Genomic DNA, 21,836 nt, shown 5'->3' with positions numbered 1-21,836 from the left:
ATGGGAAGACTATCCACTTCCATTTTACCAAACGGAAAGGTGTTTTTCTGTCAAGAACGAGATTTTTCAATAAGAAATCCTAGTCATATCAAGGCTTAACACTAATTTTCAAGGTGCGAAAGTTGAGGGATTAACGAAAACTGCTGTTTCCATACTGCAGATTTCTTTAATACCATTGTAACACCGGGGACTCTGCACTTATTTGCGTTATGACAGCATAAAATTGCCCGGGGTCCCGGTCCGTTCCGCAGGACTAGCATTATTTTTTCCCGGCCACAACAAAAAAGTCCATGCCATGCGGCATGAACTTTATCAGGATTGAAGATGCACCCGATATTCCGAGGGGGACACCCCCGTCACTTTTTTGAATACGCGGCTGAAATAATTCGGATCTTTATAACCTACCGCGTAACAGACCTCCTTCAGGCTCAGCTCCCCGTTTTTCATCAAGTCCTTGGCCTTGTCGATGCGAAGCCTTGTCACATAGTCGATAAAGGTTTCGCCGGTCTGCTGTTTGAACACTTTGCTGAAGTAATAAGGATTCAGATGAACATGCTCCGCCGCATCCTCCAGCGACAGCTCCTCCTGGAATCTTTCGCGTATGTATGCCAGCGCCTTGTCCAGCATATTCGTCGTGTTCTGCTCCCGCTCTTCCCGGATCTGCCTGATCGCCAGCTGGACGTAGGTGCTTTCTTCGGCCGGTCCCTTCCCGTAGGGACCCTCAGCGCCGGCTCCGTCAGCGGCCTTCAGATCCTCGAAACGATAGAGGCTTCCCCATTTGTCCTCGAACTTGGACGCAAACACGGCCTCATAATAGGACCGCCTGATCCCTGCCGCCTCGCTCTGCACGGAACCGATGCCGACGGAAATGGTGATCCCGCACTGGTTGGCAAGCGATTCGGCCAGCTTGGCACCCAATTGCGCGGCACCTTCCCGTAACGCTTCATCGCCGGCCTGCGGACCGGCAAGCAGAAATACCGCCATATGGCTGTGGACCATGGAGCTGACGACGGCGCCGCAGCGGTCTTTGGCAATGTCATGCGTAAGCGTTTTGACCGTGTCGTACACCTTTTTTTTCTGGTCGCCGATCTCCGGGAAGGCAAGCACGATGGCGCAGCCCTTGCCTGCGGGCAGTTTCAATATGTCGGCCAGCTGCGAAACCTCGGTCTCGTTGACTTGATCGGACATAAAATGGAGCGCCAATTCCGTTTCCGCAAGCGGCAGCAGCTGAAAGAACTTGTCCCGGACCGCCAGTTGCTCGTTGCGTTCCCGCCGGTCCTCCGCGATCTCATCCACCAGCCGTTTCAGGACGGCGGCAATTTGCTCCCGCTTGGCGGGTTTCACCAAATATTCGTGCACGCCAAGGGATAAGGCCTGTTTCGCATAATCGAAATATTCATAGGCGGTGATCAGGACCATTTTGACGCCGGGATTGTGGGCCTTGATTTCCTTCAGCGCCTCAAGCCCTTGAATGCCGGGCATTCTGACGTCCATCATGACGATATGGGGGTGGAATTCGGCCGCTTTCTGAATCGCCGTCCTTCCATTTTCCGCATGCATGATTTGAAACGTGTCCGGCAGCATCCGGTTCACGATCCATTCGATTCCTTCCCTCTCCAGGGCTTCATCATCCGCGATCAACAGGCGATACATGGTTTTCCTCCTTTCCCCGGACAGGTATCCTCAGAATGACCGTCGTCCCTGCTCCCGGCGCGCTTTCGATGCGGACCAGATCCTTTCTGTCGTAAAAAAGCTCCAGCCGTTTGAACACGTTGCGCGTGCCCAGGCCGGTGGAATGGCCGCTTTTGCCGTCCGCATTCTTCGGGGACGCCTCGTCGTAATGGAGCAGCGAATCCCGAATCTCTCCGCTCATTCCGGCCCCGTTATCCGATATCGACACCCATGTTTCGTCCGGCTTGCACTGAACCGCCAGTTTGATGACGGCTCCTTCCTCCATGCCCTCGATGGCATGCACAAACACGTTTTCGAGGATCGGCTGCAGCGTCAGCACGGGCACCAAAACGTCCAAGCCCGCCTCTTCGATCTCCGTTTCGAACCGGATCCGTTCCCGGAAACGGGCCTGCTGGATGATGAAATACTCCCTGGCATGCTCCACTTCATCCCGCAAAGGCACCGGACGGTCCAGCTGACGGAGGTTGTAGCGGAGCAGGTTGGACAAGGAGACCGTCAGATCGCTCGTTTTTTCGGCCCCTTCGATCAAAGCCAGCTTGGATAGCACGTTTAAGGAGTTGAACAAAAAATGGGGGTTGATCTGATTTTGCAGCACCGCAAGCTCCAGCTCCTTGACGAGCCGGTCCTTCTCAAGGCCTTCCTTTTCCTTTTGAATAAGCAGCTTCAAATTTTCCTGCATCTGCCGAAACGCTTCGGATAACGTCCGGAATTCGTCGTGGACTCCCATCGGAGGCGGGGTCGCTTCCAGATTGCCCTCTGAAATTTGCTCCGCCGTCCGGACGAGCCCCTGAATCGGTTTCGTGATCCGCAGCGAAATCCAATAAGCAAACACGAGACTGATCACGGTATTCGCCGCAAACACGGCTATCCCCCAATGATTCATCACATCGGTTTGCACGAGGATTTTCCGGTAAAACGGCTGATAGTAGCTGAGCTCCTGATCGATCAATTGATAGGCCTCTTCCCGGATGAACCCGGCCGTCGTCTCCGCGTCGGCATAGGAGGACGCATAGGCAAGCGGCGTACGGCTGTTTAACGCGTCCATCACGCTTTTTTCCTGCGATATAAACGTTGCCAGCATATGGCGGTAACTCCGGACGGCAAGCTCGACCGAAGCCACCGGCTGCTGTGCCGACAGGCTTGTCTGCAGCGCTTTCAGCTCGGCTCTTTGGTTTTCGAATTCCTTGAGGCTGCCGGGGCTGCGGTCCATGATATGGACGTTGATCGCCCGCAGGTTCTCACGGGTCTTCTCGTCGATTTGTTTATATAATAATACCCGGTCGAGCATCATATTATAGCTTTGCTGCACGGTGCGACCGCTCTGGAATACGAAAAAGGACACCGCATTGTTCAAGATAAACAGCAGCGGGATAACGATGAACAACATTCGGCGCATATTCACGGCGCAGTCCCTCCCGTTTGCCCATGCTCCCGAACGAGAACGCTCGTCGCAATAAAATGCTGCGGCGGCAGCTTCTCCCCCCGAAACCATCGATCGAGCAGACGGATGGCTTGTGCGCCGATTTCCCGCGGCTCCTGCACGATCGAAGCTTCAATGTCTCCCGCCGCGATGCCTTTGCGGGTTGCCTCCAAATCGTCAAAACCGTATACGCGCACGTCTTCCCTGCCCGCTGCCTTCATGCCTTCGAGAATGCCTCCGGCATCAAGCGCGCTGAATCCGACGATGGTGCCGATCTCTGGATGCTGACGCAGCATGGCCTCTGCCTTTTTGGCCGCGCCGATCCGCGAGATGTTCGACGAACGGACATCGACGACTTGATAACCGGGTATCCCCGAGACATACGCCCGGAATCCTTCCAGCCGCTGCCTTTGGTTGTCCGCAAACTCGCTGCCGATGATGACGCCGATGCGTCCGCCGCCTTGGGCGCTTCCGACCACAAGCTCTCCCATCCGCTCTCCAGCCTTGCGGTTGTCCGTGCCGACGTAAGCCAGACGCCGGCTTCCCGGCTCGTCCGCATCGACCGTCAGCACCGGAATCCCCTGATCGATGGCTTTGGCGATGAGCCGGTCGTAATCGGCACTGCCGAGCCCTTGAACCAATATGCCGTCCGGTTTGGCGGCAATCGCTTTTTCCAGAAGCCTGGATTGCTCCGAAGGGTCGATCCGGATCGGTCCCGTGTAGTCGATTTTCATCCCGAGCCGTTCCGCCGCTTGATCCGCTCCCTGCTTCATTTCCCGCCAGAACGGATTATCGAGCTCCTGCGCGATCAGAACGATATGCTTTGCGGGCGGAGCCGCCGCTTTGCCGGGTTCCATGCGATGGATCAAATCATCCACCATCGTCGTCGAAGCGAAAAAACGAATCAGGACATACCCAAAAACCAAAACCACCACGACCAGTCCGAGGGACCACTTCCTGTTTGACATGTTCTCCCTTCTTTCAGCGCAAGCGTTTCTATCGATCATTTTGCCCATTCCAATAGTATATCATCATGCGCCAAGCCGGGTGATGTCCCCGGTCGAAAATCAGGTCGGAATCGTAATGAGGAACGTCGTGCCTTTGCCCTTTTCGCTTTCTACCTCGATGAATCCCTTCAATTTGTCGACGGTGCTGTAAACCATCAGCATGCCCAGGCCCGTCCCTTCCTCCTTGGTGGAATAATACGGCTTGCCGAGCCGGGAGATTTCTTCCTTGGTCATGCCGACGCCGGTGTCCTCGATACGGATGACGATATTTTGCTTTTTCTCCGAAATGTCGATGAACAGTATTCCGCCGCCCTTTTCCTTCATCGCTTCGATCCCGTTTTTGTACAGGTTGATGAGGCACTGCTGGACCTGGTTCCGGTCGTAATGTTTTTTCAGCGAATTGTTGAAACTGAACGCCACTTCAACCTTGTGGATGGACGCGTAAGGCATGATGACGCTTTTCGTGTATTCCAGCTCCTCGCTCATGTCGGAATAGACCATGTTGTCGGATTGCGGCTTGGCAAACGAAAGATAGTCGCTGACGATTTTTTCCGCGCGCCGCAACTCCTGCAGGGACAATTCCACATATTCCTTTTCCTCCGGCCCGATCGCCTTCGATTTGCTTAACAGCTGGAGAAATCCGCTGGTAACCGTCAAGGGGTTGCGGATTTCATGGGATACGCTGGCCGCAAGCTCGCTGACGACGTTCAGCCTCTCCGAATGCATGATCCGGTCGCGGTTTTTCATGTTGGAAATGATCTTTTCGATGAGCACCATCAGAACTCCCATAAACGCCACATACGTCGTTAAAGTGTTAAGGGCGAGCACCCCAAAGTGATTGTTTAATGCCCCCGTGGCAAAACTTAAAGTACACAGGTAAAAACCGATCGTCAAAAAAGAGGCGATCATCGCCCAAAGAATGCGCCCCCTGGAGCTTAGCTTCATAAATTTGGCGCTGTAATACGGCACGATGACCATGATTGTCGTCGAAAAAAGGAAAGACTGCATCGTCCCTTCCCCGCCCACGTAAAACCGGTACAGGTTCAAGATGATATATAAAAGGAATACGCTCCGATATCCTCCATATAACGCGACCACCAGAAACGGAATGTATCTTAAATCCACGATAAACCCAATGCTGAGCTGAATCGGCATCGAAATGCAGAGAATCATCGACGCGGCCGACAACAAAACGAGGATCTTTCCATGGTAATCAGATGGACGGTTCTCGAAAAACACGAGAAAGACGATGACCGGAACCAATAAAAACAGGAAATTTAAAAGCAACGTTTCAAACAAAGGTTAACTTCCTTTCGGCCCTTATGCTGCATGACGTACACTGTCAGATTATATTGAATGATTACTATAAGACATTACGCCAAATCGATGTTATAAGTAAAGTCAAAAATGCCAATGAATGTTCCCCCTTATTTTGGAAAACGGGTCGCAAACAAAAACCGCCCTTCGTAGGAGCGGTCTGTCGATGATTTCATAGCTTTGATGTCACATATGCCTCAATATCATTTCCTTCGCATCATTCTTGGGCAAGTCCGGTTTTATACGCATTCTCATGGACCAGGCCACGGATGAACGCCTCGAAGTTCGGGGCCAGCTTGATCGCCTTATGGTTCCGTTCCTTATCGACGTACACCACTTCAGGCTCGCCGTCGTTGCCCGACGGGCGGTAGTCCAGCATGACGACTCCGGATCCGGAAGGGCAAGGGCAGATCACGACGCCAAATTCCGGATACCCGTCGGTTTCAATGATATGCCGGCTGCCTTCGGGGCCGCACAGCGAGAATCTTTTCTCCCTGCCGATGCCCATAATGCCGGAAATCGTAATGTGATCCGGGTCTCCCGCTTCGGTTCCGCGGACGGGGAAACATCTGCTGCGCGGAATTCCCCCGTTATGCTGCTTCATCATCTCAATATAGGAGGCAGGCAGCTTGAATACCAGCGATTCCTCCACGGAAGCGATCAAATCGTCCGCGGGCGGACCGGATATGTAGTGTTCCGCGCCTTCCGCGCCGTCGTCCCAAAAACCGGCCGAATCGGGATCCGCATCGGTTGCGGAAGCGGCGGGAGCGGCGGCAACGACCGGCTCCGCCTTGGACTCCGCCGGAACGGGTTCGCCGGCCGGTTCTTCGACGGGTTCCGATTCCGCCAGTTTCTGCCGGATGGAGTCCAGGAACTCCAGCGTATCCTCATCGCCGGGGTCCAGCTTGTCCGCGGCTTCAAACGCCTGCAAAGCTTCCTCGTAACGGTCCAAATAATAATAGGCGAGCCCGATGCGGTAATGCCAAAGCGGATCGTCTTGTCCTTCTTCGGCTACGGTCAGAAATTGCTCGACCGCCTCCTCGTAACGCTCCAGATTATTCATTGCCCTCCCCAGATGGCTGACCAGCTCGTAATCCCGCTCTTCCTCCGGAATGTCCGCGATCGCATCCACGATTTGCTCGAATTCATCTTCTTCATGCCATGTTTCCAGCTGTTCCAAAAGATCTTCACGCATATTTTTTTGCCTCCCACCAAAAGCCCTTTTTCAAATTATACCATTCGGGGGATGGCGTCTCCAGCATGGGAGGAAAAGCATAAATCAAGGGGGCTCAAAATAGGCCGTCCGTTGCAAAGGATTTTGGAAAAGACTATAGAATTTTATATCCAGCAGCTGGATTTCCCAATCATTTTCCAGTTTATGCCTTTATTCCATTTCCCGCCTGCCGTTACAATCCATCCTGAAGGAGATGATATCGATGAAAGCTTATAAGTGGAAATGGTTTGCTGTATTTATCGTCCTCTTTGTCGTTTATAGCTTGGGTTGGAGGGAGGACCAGGCCGAGGCGGCATCCGTCCTTACGCTTGGCAGCGAAAACCGCGAGGTCCGGGATGTGCAGTATCGGCTCAAAACTCTTGGCCTTTATGACGGAGCGCTTGACGGTACCTATGGCCCAGGCACGGCGTCCAGCGTCATGAAATTTCAAAAGGAGTACGGGGTTCATCCGGACGGGGCCGTAGGACCCGCCACATGGAGAAAACTTAAAAAATATACGCTCAGCGAAAGCGAAATGGAAATCATGGCCAAAATCATCTACAGCGAAGCCCGGGGCGAACCCTATAAAGGGCAGGTTGCCGTCGGAGCCGTCGTGATGAACCGAATCCAATCGGACGAATTCCCGGATACCATCCAAGGCGTCGTCTTCCAAAAAAATGCGTTTACGGCCGTCAGCGACGGGCAATACGGGATGAAGCCGAACCGGACGGCTTACCGTGCCGCACTGGATGCCGTTCGCGGATGGGACCCGACCCGCAACTCGCATTACTACTACAATCCGAAGACGGCAACCGACAAATGGATCCGGACGCGCACCCCCACCCTGAAAATCGGCCGCCATTTGTTTGCGAATTAATCGAATTGCAGGCCTGGGGGCCATCCCCCAGGCTTCTGATCGCTCGGACGATCGCTGCAGGCATGGGAGCCGCCCGGCGCCCCGCCGAGATTATAAAAAAAGCACCCTCCCGGGTGCTATCTCAACGCTAGGGATTACGCTTCTTCAATTCACGGGGGTTAACGGGATCAAGCGATTCGATATCCGCGCCCGCCTCTTCGAACGCATCCGCGATGTCCTCCCAAGCCACCAGCTTGAAGTTCTGGTTGACGACTTCCCCTTTTTCAACATTCTGATCGTCTTGCGCCACGAACAAACCTTCTTCGAACGCGTCTCCCAAATCGTAATTCAGGACGTCGATGCCGTCCGTCTCGGTCGTGCCGTCAATATCGCGGCCATCCGCGATCGTGAAGCTTCCGAGATATTCATTGTCGTCTTCCCGGTCATAAACCGCGTATCGGTTGCTTCCTTGGCTGGAAACGATGAGGTAACCATCGCCGTCCTTTCCGTAATACATCGTTAACCCTTCGACGTCGGCCGTCAGCCGCTTATTGTCAACCGCCGCGATCAATGTGCCTTGCGATCCCCCGCCGGGCTCCGCGTCAAATGCCCAAACCCCCACGTCCTCTTCGGCGATATACATGCGGCCGTATTCATCGTCCACCACGAGCCCTTCCGACTGGGAACCGAGCGTGAAGGAGCGAACAAGTTTGCCGTCGATTTTCCCGTTTCCGTTGTCATACAACTCGTATTGTTCAAATTCGCCGTTTTTCCCGAGCACAAGCGCATAAAATTTTCCGCTGCGCAGGCTGTGATACAAGCTGAAACCGTACACTTCGCTCATGGAAGACACGATCGGCTTTCCGTTGATCCCGGTCAGTTCCCCTTTTGAAGAAATCCGGAACAGATCGATGGAATTGGTGGTCCGGTTCGTCGCCCCGGCGATATCGATTTTGGCGTCTCCTAGTTTAAAATCGTATCGTACATCGACATTGTTCATGCGCCCCAGGGCGTAGGCATAATTTTGACGGCCTTCAAGATCGTAGACGAGCAGCCCCCCGGCTTTGTTGGTCGCAATGATTTTGCTGTCTTCCGGATCGGTTGGATGCAGCCAGATCGCGGGATCGTCCGCGGCATCGTCGCCATGGCTGACCGCTTCCGTCTCAACCTTCGCTTTGACGGAGACCGGTTCGTACGACGTGCCGGCATAAGCCGACGTTCCAAACATCAAACACCCCCCGATAACCGTCAGCATCGCTGATTTTGTCCATCTCAACATAAACTCTCACACTCCCAATGGATAGAAAATTTGGCATGCACCTCCAATGTAATGGACAAGCGTCAAACCCGCATCAAAAGATTGTAAACAACAAGTAAAAATATGAAATATTTGGATTTATAAAACTGCTCACCCCGCGGAAAAAAAACGGACCGCTTTTCGCGGCCCGCTCTGACCGGGCGTTCCCGGCAGTTGCATGTTTATGCTGATTTTGATCCGTTCGCCTAATCCCGGCTCGCCAGCTTCGAAAGCAGGCGCAAAATTTCGACGTACAGCCACACGAGCGTCACCAGCAGCCCGAAGGAGCCGTACCACTCCATGTATTTCGGAGCCCCTTGCCGGGCCCCTTCTTCGATAAAGTTAAAATCGAGCACGAAGTTCAAGGCGGCGATAATGACGATAACCACCGAAATGCCGATGCCGATCGGGGTGCTGTCATGCAAATACGGCACGGTCACGCCAAACAGCCCTAACACGAAACTCAGCAGGTACACGAGCGCGATTCCCGCCGTAGCGGCGAAAAGGCCTTTCTGGAAGCCGGCGCTGGCTTTGACCAATCCCGTCTTGTAAACGACCAGCATAGCCAAAAATACGCACATCGTCAGCAAGGCAGCCTGCAAGGTAATGCCGTAATATAAAGATTCGTAAGCCGCCGATAAAGCCCCTAAAAAGAGACCTTCCCCAATCGCATAAATCGGCGCCAAAAACGGTGCCGTCGTCGGCTTAAAACTGATGACCAACCCAAGCACCAATGCGCCGATCGCCCCGCCGATCATGTAGGGATACATTTCGTACCCGTTAAAAAACATCACCCAGGATACGACCGCCGCCCCGATCAGGAGCGCCAGCAGCATAAACGATTTGTTGACCGTCCCGCCGATCGTCATGGTCTCTTGGCCGTTGTAATGTTCGCTTCTTTCAAACGTTTTTTTGTTAAGCGTCGGATTTCCGCTGCGACCGATCAAATTCATTTCCCCCCAACATTTTTAATGCTATTCTAGCATACGTTGGAATATTTTAGGATACCAAATCCGGATTCATCAAACGCCTTATTGCATTTCGTTTCGTTCTTTAAGGTAAGCTTCGATCACTTTCTTGTTGTTCTCGTCGATCCGCAGCGGAATCCCGGCGCAATTCACGACGATGCCGTTCATGTTTTCGGACAAGGCCAACAGGTCGTCGAAACCGGCGACATTGCTGCTCCACACTGTTTTATCGTAAACCTTCTCGAATTCGGGCCAATCCGTAAATGCCGGGAGCCACGTCGTATCGTTTTCCGCGCCCAACACGCCAAACCGGATCTCCGTCCCTTCCCGGATCGTTTTGATGCCTTGTTCATCGGAAGGCGCCGGCTCTTTTTCAATCAGCTGCATCGGCAGCAAATATTTGGCCTGCAGGACTTCATCCAGCATTTGCCCCTCCAGCGCCTGAAGCAGCTGTTTATTCCCCTCGCCGCCCTGCCGCGCATGCAAGGTTTGGAAAAACCGGATCAGCGCATGCTGCAGGCGGGGATTGGTGACCGGAATATTGATTTCCGGAATGCCGGTCCAGTCCGGCGGCGGCAATAAATCGTCCCTGTCGATTTCGATATGGTATTGTCCGTTGTCCAAAAGGATTTTGGGGAGGCCAAGGGTATGAAGCTCGGCAAAGGCCCCAAGGATTCCCTCCCGGCCGATTTTTTTCATCTCAAGCATCAGAAGCTGCTGCCGGAAATAATCCTCCGCGCTTGCGGCATATTCCTCTTGCGAGAACATCCATACCCTGTCATCGATATCGACGTACGGGTAGTTCGTATGCTTGTCGTAAGCGAGATATAGCGCTCCCGCCTCTTTGATCTTGTCTTTCAACACGGCGGAAAATGCTTGTATTTTCTCATCGGCATCCTGTCTGGTCAACGTCTGCTGCTGCCTGAAATGCTTGGCGGAATGAATCAAGAAAATCAATTCCTGTATCTCCAGTTCCCTGCATTCTTCCAGCGATACCCGTCCGTTCAACAAAAACCTTACCCCGACTTCATTTTTTCTTTCCTCGTTCATTGGCACGGCCGCCCCTTCCAACCTGTTTGCCTCATTATAGCTTTATATTCCAAACAAAAACAGGCGAAATACTCGCCTGCATTGTCAAGGATGCTTGCCGCATGGGGTCTAGCCGTTTACATTTCCTTGCTTTTCGTGGTTAATCAGCCACTGCTTGCGCGTCAGGCCGCATTTATAACATCAAAGAGTTAACATGATTGTTTTAAATAACTTTTATATATTAGTGCATCTATAACTAATTTTTTTAGTTGGTTCATTATATTTAAAGCTGCTTTTTCAATTACTTCATATTTCTCTTTGTCAATTCCCTCCTTTTGCACACCATGGGCAACGTTATTTCTTCTTTCTAACAAAAGATTAATCTGCCCCTCATATTCTTTAAATCCTTCATGGTTAAATCCTAATCTGTACAATATCTTCCTTAAAACTACAGGTTTTAAATTAGATTCCGTATCGACAATACTCTCTGGTATTTCTACTATTCCTTCCCATATATTATTCATTGCTTTTATGAAATCAACTTGGCGAGAAAATCGATGCAATTTTGAATCGTCTGGTAGCTCCTTATTAAAATAGGGCGACTTCTTAGATTCATTGTGGTAAGTAAGAAAGACCTCATTAAGTGAAGCAGTTGTGATATATTCATTTACTGAATCTCTAGTTAAGTTGGACTTGTTAATTGTATTCACATAAATCTGAAAGGCTGCTTTACAAAAACCTTCATAGTAAGAATACAGCATTACAACTAGTGATTTACGATATTTTTTTTTATCTTGTTCATCTGTCATATTTGAAAGTTGATTTGTTAAAAACCTTAACTCTTCAGTTCTCCAAGTTAGCTCCTCCTCAATTTGAGCAATTATATCCGCTAGATCCATTCTATTCCCCTCAACTTTTCTTCCACAAAAGATATTCTGTCATTTAGCGGTTTGGCATAGTTTTTACCTCCGCCAGTTGTAATTCTTTTAAATTCTGGATCATTTTTTATTTCAATAAATAATTCTGCTATTTGAGACATTTGGTCACTGTTATTCTCATCTATTCTATCTAAAAAGGGTTGGATTCCTATACAAAATGCCTCAAAATGATAAATTAGAAATCTTGAAACAAAGTTACCTTTAGTATTTGTTCCTGAAAAAGTTTGTTCTCCCAATGCATTATTTAAAATAGCAAAAGTTTTTTGGAAGTTCTTTTCTTCTTCTTCATAGTCAAATTTAAAGTCTTGTTTATCGGGATCTGACACATTCTCCATATACTCAGTCAAAAAATCGCTTACATCATGTACATAATAATCACGATAGTTTTTAAAAGCAAAAAATCGTAATACAAGTTCTTGATCGTACTTTTGCTCTATTTTTTCATCAGATAAATTATCAATACAATTTCTGAAGTCTGGATTTTGACTTAAATCGATGATCAGGTTATTAAATTTATCATCTAACAAACGAATTGTGCTATTCCGTATTTCCTGAGCGCTTAATTTCTCACCACCGGTGTTCAATCTCTTAAACATATAATAACGTAATCTTTTATCACTTTCTTTTCTTAGGATTTCAACTCGAATAAAATTACGCTTTAATTTAATTTCTAGGGCTTTGGGTAAACTATCGAAAGTTAAATTATTTAATTCGGGAACTATATCACAATCTGTTAGTACAAGTGAACTTGAACGACCAGGGAGTTTCCCCCTGAAGTGCAAATACGACGAAATTCTTTGCAACCCGTCTATTAATTCGTAAACACCCTCTTCAAGTTCTATAACAAAAATTGGGGGGACGGGCATTTCCAATATAAGAGATTCAATGAATCTAGATTGGCCACCTTCAGTCCATCTAAATAATCTTTGATATTCTGGAGATATTATTAGCTCTTCATTCTCATACATATCAAGAAGTTCATTGAATGATAAATCTAGGCTGCGTGTTCTTATCTTTTCAATTTTTCTTTCAACGGCTTTTATTAGATCCAAACCATCCATTTTTAATCTTCCTTTCTAAAAATAAGTGCTTCTTCTGTGGCACTCGAATTTTTTCGATATTTTAATTTTGATTTATTTATACCAGCTAACGTCTGAGATTGGTAATAAGATTCTTGATGAATTAACTTCCATCCTAATGTTTCGCCCATTTCGACAATAACTTGAGCTAAATCCAAATGAACATCTTTGTAATACGAGTCTTGAATGACTATTATCACCCTTCCCTTTTTCTTTAAGACTCTATTTATTTCAACTAATGACAAGAACATATTATGAAAATACTGGATGTAATGCTTTAAATAATACGACTGAGAAGCTTTTGAAGGGTGGTTTTTCACTCTATTCAAAAACTCGTTTGCAGTATTCCCCCAAATTACGGTATTTCCACTGACCTCCCTAGTAATCTTAGTTGTACCTATCATTCGAGTTCTTAGTTCTTCAAACTCCTTACCATTACCTATCCCTAAAACAGCTAATTCTAGTCTTGTAGCTATAACGTAATCTATTCTTGTACAATATGGAGGGGAAGTAATAACAGCATCGATACACGATTCACTTAATGGGATATTTTGTGAAGATGCAATATCTAGAAGAACACTGCTCTTCGTATGCGTATTTTCAAATGCTTTCGACGATTCAATCATTAAATCAACATATTTCCCGAAATATTCAAATATCCTAACATCATCAACCCTTACTTTTTGATTATCATCTTCTGGTTGTTTAATCCATGTTGGGTTAGAAGTTTTAAAAGTTCTTAGTAGTTCCTTTACCGTTTGAAAAAGAGCAACATAGAAAAATGCAAGTAGAGGCTGAGCGAGTACCTTTTTTAGTAAATCAGCACTCTTTGCGTATGAATATTGACTTTGTTGTAGGAGACTTTGTTGTATCGCCCGCTCTATTTTGCGTATCGTGATAACATTTTTATCACACAACCATACTAATAGAGGGTCTCCAGAAGGAATAAACTTGGATCTGTAGCGTTTAGCTTGTTTCGTAATTTTTTCCGCGTGTATTTCAATGTTCTCGAAATTATCAACTCTTCGGGAGTTGGCAATAATGGGCATTACTGGGTTAATATCAAACCCTATTGCATTGTACCCCTCTTTTTCAACAATGTGTGTCGTTGTTCCGCTACCATTCCAGGGGTCTAAAATAGACGCTCCCAATGGTAATTGTAAATAATTAAGTACATCCTCTACGAATTCTGCAGAATAACCTGCATAATAACTATACCAATTATGGGTATTCTTCGAAGCAGACTTTCGTTTGGGGCTTCGAAAACTAACCAGATTTTTATGTGGGTAATCCAAAACTAGCTCCCATCCTTTATAAACAGTATAAATTAACCTGAATTTCGAAAGTACTGCGCATTAAAAACATAAAAAGTGCTCCAAATCTTTGGTAGAATGGTGTTTGTCCAGGACAACATCACCCAAAGAGAGGAGCACCTTTTAGGTGAAGTCTACCACACCGGTCAGCAAAATCAAGAGCGAATTTTCGCTGCAGAACGCCACGAGTTTCGGCGGCGTCAAAATCTTTTTGGCCTATCTCGAAAAAATCAAGCTCGCCGAGGCCATGCAGCGCCTTTCCGGCGGCAAAGCGCACAACGCCATTTTTCCTGTTCATCGCATCCTGCTCTATCTAATGGTTGGCTGGATGCTGGGCTGCGGGCGTATTTTTCATTTCCGCAAGTTACAGCACGATGTGTTGCTTTGTCGTTTTCTGGGAGGCCGTCTGCCGCATCACAGTTTGCTGTACAAGGAGCTCGCGCGTCTGGGCAGATCCTGCCCGCAGCTCCCGACGGAACTGCGCAAGCTGAATATGGAAATCATTCATCTCTGCTTGCCGTCCAAGCCAATCCTTGATCTGGACTCCTCGGTGGAGACGGTATACGGGGAGCAGGCCGGCGCGGCCAAAGGCACCAATCCGCATAAGCCCGGACGAAACAGCTACCATCCGTTGCTGGCTTTTGAAGGACAAACCCACTTGAATCTGAATGCGAGGCTTCGCCCCGGCAACACGCATTCTTCAACCGACGCAATCGACTTTTTGCAGCAAACCTTCGCACTGCTCGGCGAGCGCCAAGTGGCGTACGCCCGGTTCGACAAAGGCTTTGGCGGCGAGGATTTCTACCAACTGTGGGAAGGCCGCAAGATCGGTTACGTCGGCAAAATGAAATGGACCAAACGCCTCGCAAGCGACGTGGCGGCTTGTCGCTACTGGACGCGCTATGTCGACGAGGACTGGATCATCGAGGGCATCACTTTGATTTACAAAGCTACGTCCTGGAAAAAGCCCCGTCGCGTAGCGGTCATTCGTAAGACGCAAGTCTGCGAAGACGGTCAAGGCCGCATCGTATTCGACGAGGACTGGCAGTATGAAGCGATTGTAACCAACCTGGAGTGGGAACCAATTGACCTATGGCGCTTTTACAACCAGCGTTGCTGCATGGAAAATTACATCAAAGAGGCGAAAGACGGTTTTTCCATGGACCGGATCGCGACCAGTGATTTTGAAGCGAATGAAGTCGATCTGCTGATCAAGTTGCTGGCCTACAATTTGTTCGAACGCTTTAAGCGCGATTGTTGCGAACCGATGCATCAGGGTTATACGATTGCAAGATTCCGACTGGAGTTCTTTCATTGCGCGGCGACGCTTGTTCGGCATAGTCGCGCGGTCGTGCTCAAGCTGATCAAGGATTTCGACGGTCGTCATGCATGGAAACGAATCGAAGCCAAAGTGGTTCAATTGGAGTGACGGCTTCCAACATTTCACATGGAAAACAACAATGCCCCTTTTCTGGGGAGGGGGGAGTTATCCCCATGTGGATATTGGTTTCAAAATTTCGCTGGTCCCACTCCCACTTATTCACAGTTGTTGATCCGCTCCTGGATGATCGCCACCGCATTCTTATGCGCTTTCGAAATTCAGGATTAATTATTATCCAATGCTTCTTCTTGGTAATTAGTCCTTATTTAATACAAAAGCTATAAGGTTATGTCCTGGACGCTTGCTTTTTCAAAAAATTTAACATAAAAAGCCGGATAAGATATTATATCGCATCTGGCTAATGAAAGACCTTTAGAATTTTGAATGTTAATGCACCAATTTCCCTGAAGTGCATTTATTACTTTTTTCCACCATCTTTGTTAAGTACAATTTCGACTAGATAACAAATAGTAGTATACCAATTCCCCATAATATATTGTAAGGTAATATTCGATATTTTGAAAATCGGAAGAAATTTATGACCAACGTTCAGATTTCCCTTGAAATTATTTGAGAGTTTACTCGAATTAAAATAAAAACAATTAAAACAAACCAATATAGGGATCCAAGACAGCTGCAAAATAGGATTGTCATGCTAGTCTTGTTTTTTATAATGTCTTCCTTGTCGATGAATTTGCTTTTCGTGGTTAATCAGCCACTGCTTGCGTGTCAGGCCGCCTCCATAACCTCCGCGGCCCCCGTTGCTGTTGATCACGCGATGACACGGCACGATGATCGCCAGCTGGTTCATCCCGTTCGCCTGGGCGACCGCGCGAAAAGCCGACGGCTTGCCGACGGAGACGGCCAATTCCGCGTAAGACCTGGTTTCGCCGGGCGGGATTTTCCGCAATTCATCCCATACCGAGGTTTGAAAAGGCGTTCCAAGATAATGAACGGGCGTCTTGAACCCTTTGAATTCCCCGTCGAAATATTGGCTCAGCTCCTGTTCGATCCTTTGGATCGGTTCCGCGGTACCCGGGATGATCGCGCATTTCGTCCGTTGTCTCAGCCGCTCCATCTCCCGCTCGAGTCCCCTCCGGTCCACGAACTCCAATAGATACAGCCCTTCGTCGTCCGCAATGGCGATCATCGGCCCCAGCCGCGTGTCAAGCCAGGCCGCTTTCAGGACTTTCCCGTTCCCCAACTGGCTCGGTGCCGAACCCACCATGCGTGAAAATGCCTCCCGAAAACCGCTGCCGGACTCGTATCCCGCCGAAAGTTGCGCATCGATCACGTGTTCACCCTCCCTGATTTGTTTTATGGCCAGTCCCATGCGCCGTGCCCGCGCGTATTCGACGAACGTCATTCCGAACCGTTTTTTGAATTGGCGGCGCGCCGTCGAAGCATCGATCGACAACGATTGAAAATCCCGCTCCCTCCAACGCTTCTCGGGGCTTTTTTCAATGGCCTCCACCAGCAGCCGCACGACTTCCGAGACCTGGTTCGGATGGGAAAGGGGACGGCATCGTTTGCAGGGGCGAAAGGAAGCAAGCAGCGCTTCTTTGGCCGTCTCGTAAAATTCGCAGTTCTCGAACTTCGGTTTCCTCGCCGGGCAAGTCGGGCGGCAAAATACGCCGGTAGTTTTGACCCCCACGTAAAACAGGCCTTCATATTCCGATTTTTTCTCGACCAACGCCTGGTAATACTCCCGTTTATGTTCGGCTGTAATCAATTTTTGTTTCCCCCGATCCGTCCAAGATTTCCTGAATGGTTTTTTTATTATAACCTCCCCTGTTCGGACTGTCCGCCGAAAATCAGGCATTTATTTTTTTGCCCCGCGGTTGCAAGCCCAAGGTTTATGCCGGCCCTTCAGACAGGCTATAATAGAAACATTCGAGAACAGGCAGGAGATGAACCCAATGTCCAAATCCATCGTAGAAAAGCTTGGCTTGCAAAAGTACAAGCATGCGGCGATATTGAATCAGCCTGATGGAACGGATTATTTTCCGGACCTGACAGGCTACGACACCGTGCTGAAGGACGGCCCTTACGACCTCATTTTTGCTTTTGTGCTGAATCTGGAATCGCTGAAGGAACTGGTTTATCGGATTATTGAGCAGAACCTTCTTCAACCCAACGGCTATCTCTTTGCGGCTTACCCCAAAAAAGGAAATAAGACGTATCCCACGTATATTCACCGCGATGATTTGTTTCCGGGCTTAGGCAGCGACGAAGAAGGATATATCGGGGACAGCGGCATCAAATTTGCGCGCATGGTCGGGCTGGACGAAGTTTTTACGGTTGTCGGCTTCAAGCGGGACGCCAAGGGCAAAGCGAAGGAACGAACCTCTCCCCAGCCGAGTCAGCGCGTGGACGATTACATTGCGATGATTCCCCGCGTGGAAAAGGATTTGGAAGATACGCCGGAGCTGCTCGCGTTTTACCAAACGCTGACCGCCGGCTACCGCAAAGATTGGGCGCGGTATGTGTACAGTGCCAAACAAGAGGCAACCCAAGCCAAACGCCGGGAAGAAATGAAAATGATTCTGCAGGCAGGTTACAAAAGCCGCGATCTTTACCGCAAGGACCATCCGTAACCCGCGCCAACACAAGAATCCTCCATCCGCTTGGGATGGGGGTTCTTTCTTGTGGGCATTTTAACGACAAAAACACCTTCAAGATTGTTCCCCACATCGTTTGGACATGGCCGGCTCTCGAAGGTGTTTTTATGTTTCTCAATTATTGGCCCATTCTTAAACGGCTAAATGGAGCTTCCATTGCTTTTGCGGTTTAGTCGAACTTCAATTTTCCGGAACGGATGTCATCCGTCATTCCCTCATAAGGAGCTTGTGAAACGACTTTCTCATTATTCGTCCCCGGATTTCCAATATAAGTAATATCCGCAAACTCGGGCACCACGTACTTGGGATACGTCTCGTATTTTTCGCGGGATTCTTCCATCAAATCGATGAAATCGTTCTGATAACGGACCGTAATTTCGGGGTGTTCGTGCACCCATTTCGGGAAGAAGATGACCCCGTGCATTCTTTTATCATTCGGCATGAAATTCAGCGATACATCCGTGCCTGTAGGTTCCGTCCAGGAAACCTTATATACGCCGTCCACGAGTTTTACGATATTCACCTTTTGATCGCGAACCCAGCGGCCGCCGACCATTCCGCTATGAATCCGGTAATCGATCGTGTCTTCGTTTTTAATATATATTTCGTACTCCCATCCGTTTTCGTACGTGTAAATCATGTGGCTTCCCAAAAAATCCTCCAAGCTTTTCATCCATAAGTCCTCCTTCAACATGGTGCACCCATATAAACAGAAGTGCATCCGAGATCATCATGAAACATACAACATGTAATATTGAACATGTTAATGTTTACATATTTATTGTATGCCTGTGATATACTATTGTCAAATGAAGTTGCGCAAAATCGGAGTGATCATTTATGGGAAAACGAATTTTAAAACATGCGATCCTGGGGCTGTTAAGCAAAAAAGATATGAGCGGCTACGACATTACGGGAGAGTTCAAAGAGGAAATCGGACAATTCTGGAGTGCCAAGCACAGCCAGATTTATATCGAGTTAAAGAAGCTATTAAGCGAAAATTTAATCAGTCAATATATAGAGATGTCCGGGGAAAAGCTGGAGAGAAAAATGCATCGGCTGACTTCGGAGGGAAAAAAGGAACTGGAACAATGGCTGGTGGTGCCCGACGAAACGATCGAAACCGAAAAAGATGTTTTTATATTGAAATTGTATTTCATCAAGCATATTCCTAAAGATAAGGTGGAGGCTTTGTTTCGCAATCAATTTAATATAAGGTCCGCCAAATTAGCTTACTTGCGGGAGCAATATCAACAAATTTTCGGAGAGCAGCATCCCCTAGAAATCGATGCGGATCAGCTGGGTCATTATTTCGTTCTGACCAAAGCTATTTCCAGGGAAGAAAGCTATGTGAAATGGCTGGAACAAAGCCTGGAGATCATCAAAAAACGAGAGTACTGAAACAATCAAGTCAACCCATGCCCACAATAAAAAAAGCAGTGCAAGGCTGCCCTAATTTTGATCCATGAAAGACTCACGCCATATACTCGGCCATGATAAGCTCGATATCGTACGGCGTGACCCCATGTTCCACCGAAAACACAGCCTCAGCCTGTTCCGGGGTGTCCACGAGCTCCCCTCTTGCTTTGGCATGAAGCATGAACAAATCGTACAGATCGGGTTTTCGGAGCTTAGTCATCGCTTTGCCCATCAAGACCATTCCTTTTTGGTTCCCCTCGACGTTGTTGACGTAATGCGGATATCTTGTCAGGGACAAATCGGTCCAGATCACCGTGCGCTCCACCAAATCTAAGATGACGGGGATCGCAATTTGGGTATCGGCGGTAATATCGATTTTATTGGCAACCGTCTTCGGTTCGAAAATCTCCCCGGAACCCGGTTTCTTGCGCATCATCCACCCCGCGAAGCACTCCGGCAAATCGCAATACGGTTGGCTCGTATAGGAATGGAGGGAAGCCACGACATACCGTCCGCCATAGTCAACAACCGAAGGGATATGGAGATCGATGAACTCGCACGCCCCCTGAGGGGCGGACACGATATCCCCGCTGTGCACGGCCCGGTATTTGGAGGAGCGCAGGTTCGTATACGATATATGCTCCACATAGTTCCAGTCGCGATCATACATCACCGCAGACAGGTCAATATCTACGCGGCCCGTCGGCTTGCCGTCGACCATTCCTTCTTTCCACCAGGTGAAAAAACGAACGGTGTCCCCCTCGCCCATCGGCAGGCGGCTCCCCCGAACGATCGTACGCAAAGCTTTGCTTGCCGATCTTTGGGAGAATGGGACGTTGTAGCGCCGCAAACGCTCATCGACGTAGGTTTTCCCCAGCGGAGGCAGCTCCGCGAAGCGCTTGAGCAGCGCCTTTTCGCATAAGGCCATGATTTCCTCGCACACCGCTGCGTCAATCTCCGGGCGCTCGTCTGGAATGGCATAGGCCTTGGCCGCGTTGCCTTTCGGGAAAAAGACGCGAAGCCCGCGAGGCTCATGGCGGCAGGCAAAATGTTTTTTCACCTGCAGCAGCACGGGCGTCGATACCTGATCCGCAACCTCGCCGAACGCCAGCGCAACATAATCGGTGTATTCGGTCGACCGCAGCAAATGATCCAATCTTCTGGCCAATTCGCCCGGACGCCGCGTCAACAGATCGATCAACGTCCAGACGTTGCGATATTGAAAGGCAAGCTCGACGCTTCCCCCCCAGGTCGTTAATGGCTTGTCGTTCCGCAAAATATCAAAAGCTTCCCCGCAGCGCTTGAAACGGGCCCCGTATTCCGACGGATGCAAAATTTCGCCGAGGCGAACCCAGCGCTCCTTATACCGAAGCATATCCTCCGCAATCTGGCCGCCGCATTGTTCCAGCAGCCCCAGCAGCAGCCGTCTCTCGCGGCGTTTGAATTTACGGAAACGCGTCGCCTGCGCCAGGCTCACGTCGCCGTCCGACCAAGCCGCAGCCAGGCGAAGGACATCGGTCGCGGTTTTGAAGTATTTCCCGATGAGATGCAGGTTGGCCTTGTCATGCTTTATGAGGGAAGCCGCCACGAATCCTGCATTTTCTTTAAACGGAATCTCGTCAGGAAGGAGGTCATCCAATTCATGCGGCTCCGCATATTCGATCGCGGCATCGATATCTTTTTGATCCGTCTCCGAAATCGAACCCTTGGCTTGGATCAGCCGGCGAATCGTCGCGTTAAACTCCGCTTTGCTTCCCAGGTCGATGACTTTCAGGGCGGCCTCATCCGGCAAAGGCGGTCTGTCCGCAGGTTCGCCCTCCGGCAGGTTCAGCGTCAGGTAATGATAGACGGCATTCAAGTACAGCTCGGCGTCCGTTTCCTCCATGACCTGCACCGGGAAGTCGGGATACATCGGGGTGTATGGGACATGAGCGCCTACCATCACTTTGAGGTCGGCCACCAGACCGTCGTAAAACGAGGCAAACTCCTCTTGGGACATCGTACGTACGGCGTGCATCAGCGGAGGCGAAAACGTAAATCCAAGCTGCGCGATATTTTTCAAGGCCGTCGCCAAATGCGTTTTGGACACCGGCTCCGGATTTTGCCTCCGGTTTACGATCACTTTGCTTGCTCTTCTCAAATAAATGGTGTTTATCATAATCAAGACTCCAGGAAAGCCGTATCCCTAATGTGGTTTAAGTCAAAAAGAAGGAAGGAATACAATAGCCTGGATGCCTCCTTTCATGCCGGAAATCCTTCAGGAAAGCCGCGGCCCTAATTCGCCAA

18 protein-coding genes are annotated in these 21,836 nt (G+C 49.3%); 4 read left to right on the top strand and 14 right to left on the bottom strand.

All coding sequences use genetic code 11. The annotated features are described in order from the left end of the window. Positions 1-312: 312 nt before the first annotated feature. The 5 genes from KI367_RS24455 to KI367_RS24435 form a co-directional block, all read right to left on the bottom strand. Positions 313-1,653 (bottom strand): AraC family transcriptional regulator, encoded by a 1,341-nt coding sequence (locus KI367_RS24455; RefSeq protein ID WP_212952619.1) that lies wholly within the window; start codon positions 1,651-1,653, stop codon positions 313-315. Beyond that, positions 1,628-3,088: a sensor histidine kinase gene (locus tag KI367_RS24450; RefSeq protein ID WP_246537268.1), complete on the bottom strand. Its 1,461-nt coding sequence runs from the start codon at positions 3,086-3,088 to the stop codon at positions 1,628-1,630. The genes KI367_RS24455 and KI367_RS24450 overlap by 26 nt, the downstream gene beginning before the upstream one ends. A 2-nt stretch (positions 3,089-3,090) precedes the next feature. Beyond that, positions 3,091-4,080 carry a substrate-binding domain-containing protein gene (locus KI367_RS24445; protein ID WP_036714414.1) on the bottom strand — a complete coding sequence of 330 codons (990 nt, stop codon included), beginning with the start codon at positions 4,078-4,080 and terminating at the stop codon, positions 3,091-3,093. 99 nt (positions 4,081-4,179) lie between these two features. Beyond that, positions 4,180-5,418, bottom strand: coding sequence for an ATP-binding protein (locus tag KI367_RS24440; RefSeq protein ID WP_212952617.1), 1,239 nt, complete (start codon positions 5,416-5,418; stop codon positions 4,180-4,182). Positions 5,419-5,653: 235 nt separating this feature from the next. Next, positions 5,654-6,631: an SMI1/KNR4 family protein gene (locus KI367_RS24435; protein ID WP_212952615.1), complete on the bottom strand. Its 978-nt coding sequence runs from the start codon at positions 6,629-6,631 to the stop codon at positions 5,654-5,656. 241 nt (positions 6,632-6,872) lie between these two features. Here KI367_RS24435 and KI367_RS24430 point away from each other — a divergent pair, with 241 nt between their 5' ends. Further along, a complete protein-coding gene (locus tag KI367_RS24430) occupies positions 6,873-7,526 on the top strand; it encodes a cell wall hydrolase (protein ID WP_212952613.1) in 654 nt (217 codons plus the stop codon). Positions 7,527-7,653: 127 nt separating this feature from the next. Here KI367_RS24430 and KI367_RS24425 read toward each other — a convergent pair whose 3' ends face one another. From KI367_RS24425 to KI367_RS24400, 6 genes are all read right to left on the bottom strand, one after another. Next, a complete protein-coding gene (locus KI367_RS24425; protein ID WP_373316276.1) occupies positions 7,654-8,781 on the bottom strand; it encodes a phytase in 1,128 nt (375 codons plus the stop codon). A gap of 227 nt (positions 8,782-9,008) precedes the next feature. Further along, positions 9,009-9,749 (bottom strand): Bax inhibitor-1/YccA family protein, encoded by a 741-nt coding sequence (locus KI367_RS24420; protein ID WP_036714448.1) that lies wholly within the window; start codon positions 9,747-9,749, stop codon positions 9,009-9,011. An 84-nt stretch (positions 9,750-9,833) separates the two neighbouring features. Further along, entirely contained in the window at positions 9,834-10,820 is a 987-nt protein-coding gene (locus tag KI367_RS24415) for an SseB family protein (RefSeq protein WP_212952609.1), read from the bottom strand. 188 nt (positions 10,821-11,008) lie between these two features. Then, positions 11,009-11,698, bottom strand: a complete 690-nt coding sequence (locus tag KI367_RS24410; protein ID WP_212952607.1) for an MAE_28990/MAE_18760 family HEPN-like nuclease — start codon at positions 11,696-11,698, stop codon at positions 11,009-11,011. Continuing rightward, on the bottom strand, positions 11,689-12,798 hold the full coding sequence (locus tag KI367_RS24405) for a DUF262 domain-containing protein (RefSeq protein WP_212952605.1): 1,110 nt from the start codon (positions 12,796-12,798) through the stop codon (positions 11,689-11,691). Before KI367_RS24405 ends, KI367_RS24410 begins: the two co-directional genes overlap by 10 nt. 2 nt (positions 12,799-12,800) lie before the next feature. Continuing rightward, the gene (locus KI367_RS24400; RefSeq protein ID WP_212952603.1) at positions 12,801-14,111 is read right to left on the bottom strand and encodes a DNA methyltransferase; all 1,311 of its coding nucleotides are present in this window, start codon (positions 14,109-14,111) and stop codon (positions 12,801-12,803) included. 145 nt (positions 14,112-14,256) lie between these two features. Between KI367_RS24400 and KI367_RS24395 the strand changes: the two genes are divergently transcribed. Next, positions 14,257-15,558, top strand: a complete 1,302-nt coding sequence (locus KI367_RS24395) for an IS1380 family transposase (RefSeq protein ID WP_024982794.1) — start codon at positions 14,257-14,259, stop codon at positions 15,556-15,558. 607 nt (positions 15,559-16,165) lie between these two features. On the opposite strand, the gene KI367_RS24390 is transcribed toward KI367_RS24395, so the two are convergent. After that, the gene (locus KI367_RS24390) at positions 16,166-17,242 is read right to left on the bottom strand and encodes a bifunctional transcriptional activator/DNA repair enzyme AdaA (RefSeq protein WP_212952602.1); all 1,077 of its coding nucleotides are present in this window, start codon (positions 17,240-17,242) and stop codon (positions 16,166-16,168) included. A 187-nt stretch (positions 17,243-17,429) separates the two neighbouring features. On the opposite strand from KI367_RS24390, the gene KI367_RS24385 reads away from it, so the two are divergent. Further along, on the top strand, positions 17,430-18,107 hold the full coding sequence (locus tag KI367_RS24385) for a YdeI/OmpD-associated family protein (protein ID WP_212952600.1): 678 nt from the start codon (positions 17,430-17,432) through the stop codon (positions 18,105-18,107). Positions 18,108-18,300: 193 nt separating this feature from the next. Here KI367_RS24385 and padC read toward each other — a convergent pair whose 3' ends face one another. Continuing rightward, complete coding sequence (gene padC / locus KI367_RS24380) at positions 18,301-18,795, bottom strand: phenolic acid decarboxylase (RefSeq protein ID WP_212952621.1); 495 nt, start codon at positions 18,793-18,795, stop codon at positions 18,301-18,303. A 176-nt stretch (positions 18,796-18,971) separates the two neighbouring features. On the opposite strand from padC, the gene KI367_RS24375 reads away from it, so the two are divergent. Next, complete coding sequence (locus KI367_RS24375) at positions 18,972-19,532, top strand: PadR family transcriptional regulator (protein WP_212952598.1); 561 nt, start codon at positions 18,972-18,974, stop codon at positions 19,530-19,532. 73 nt (positions 19,533-19,605) lie between these two features. On the opposite strand, the gene KI367_RS24370 is transcribed toward KI367_RS24375, so the two are convergent. Next, positions 19,606-21,708 carry a TerD family protein gene (locus KI367_RS24370; RefSeq protein WP_212952596.1) on the bottom strand — a complete coding sequence of 701 codons (2,103 nt, stop codon included), beginning with the start codon at positions 21,706-21,708 and terminating at the stop codon, positions 19,606-19,608. Positions 21,709-21,836: the final 128 nt, after the last annotated feature.

It is taken from the genome of Paenibacillus cookii, assembly GCF_018333375.1.
GTDB classification, from domain to species: Bacteria; Bacillota; Bacilli; order Paenibacillales; family Paenibacillaceae; genus Paenibacillus_AQ; species Paenibacillus_AQ cookii.
This window is presented reverse-complemented; position numbering and strand designations above follow the sequence as displayed.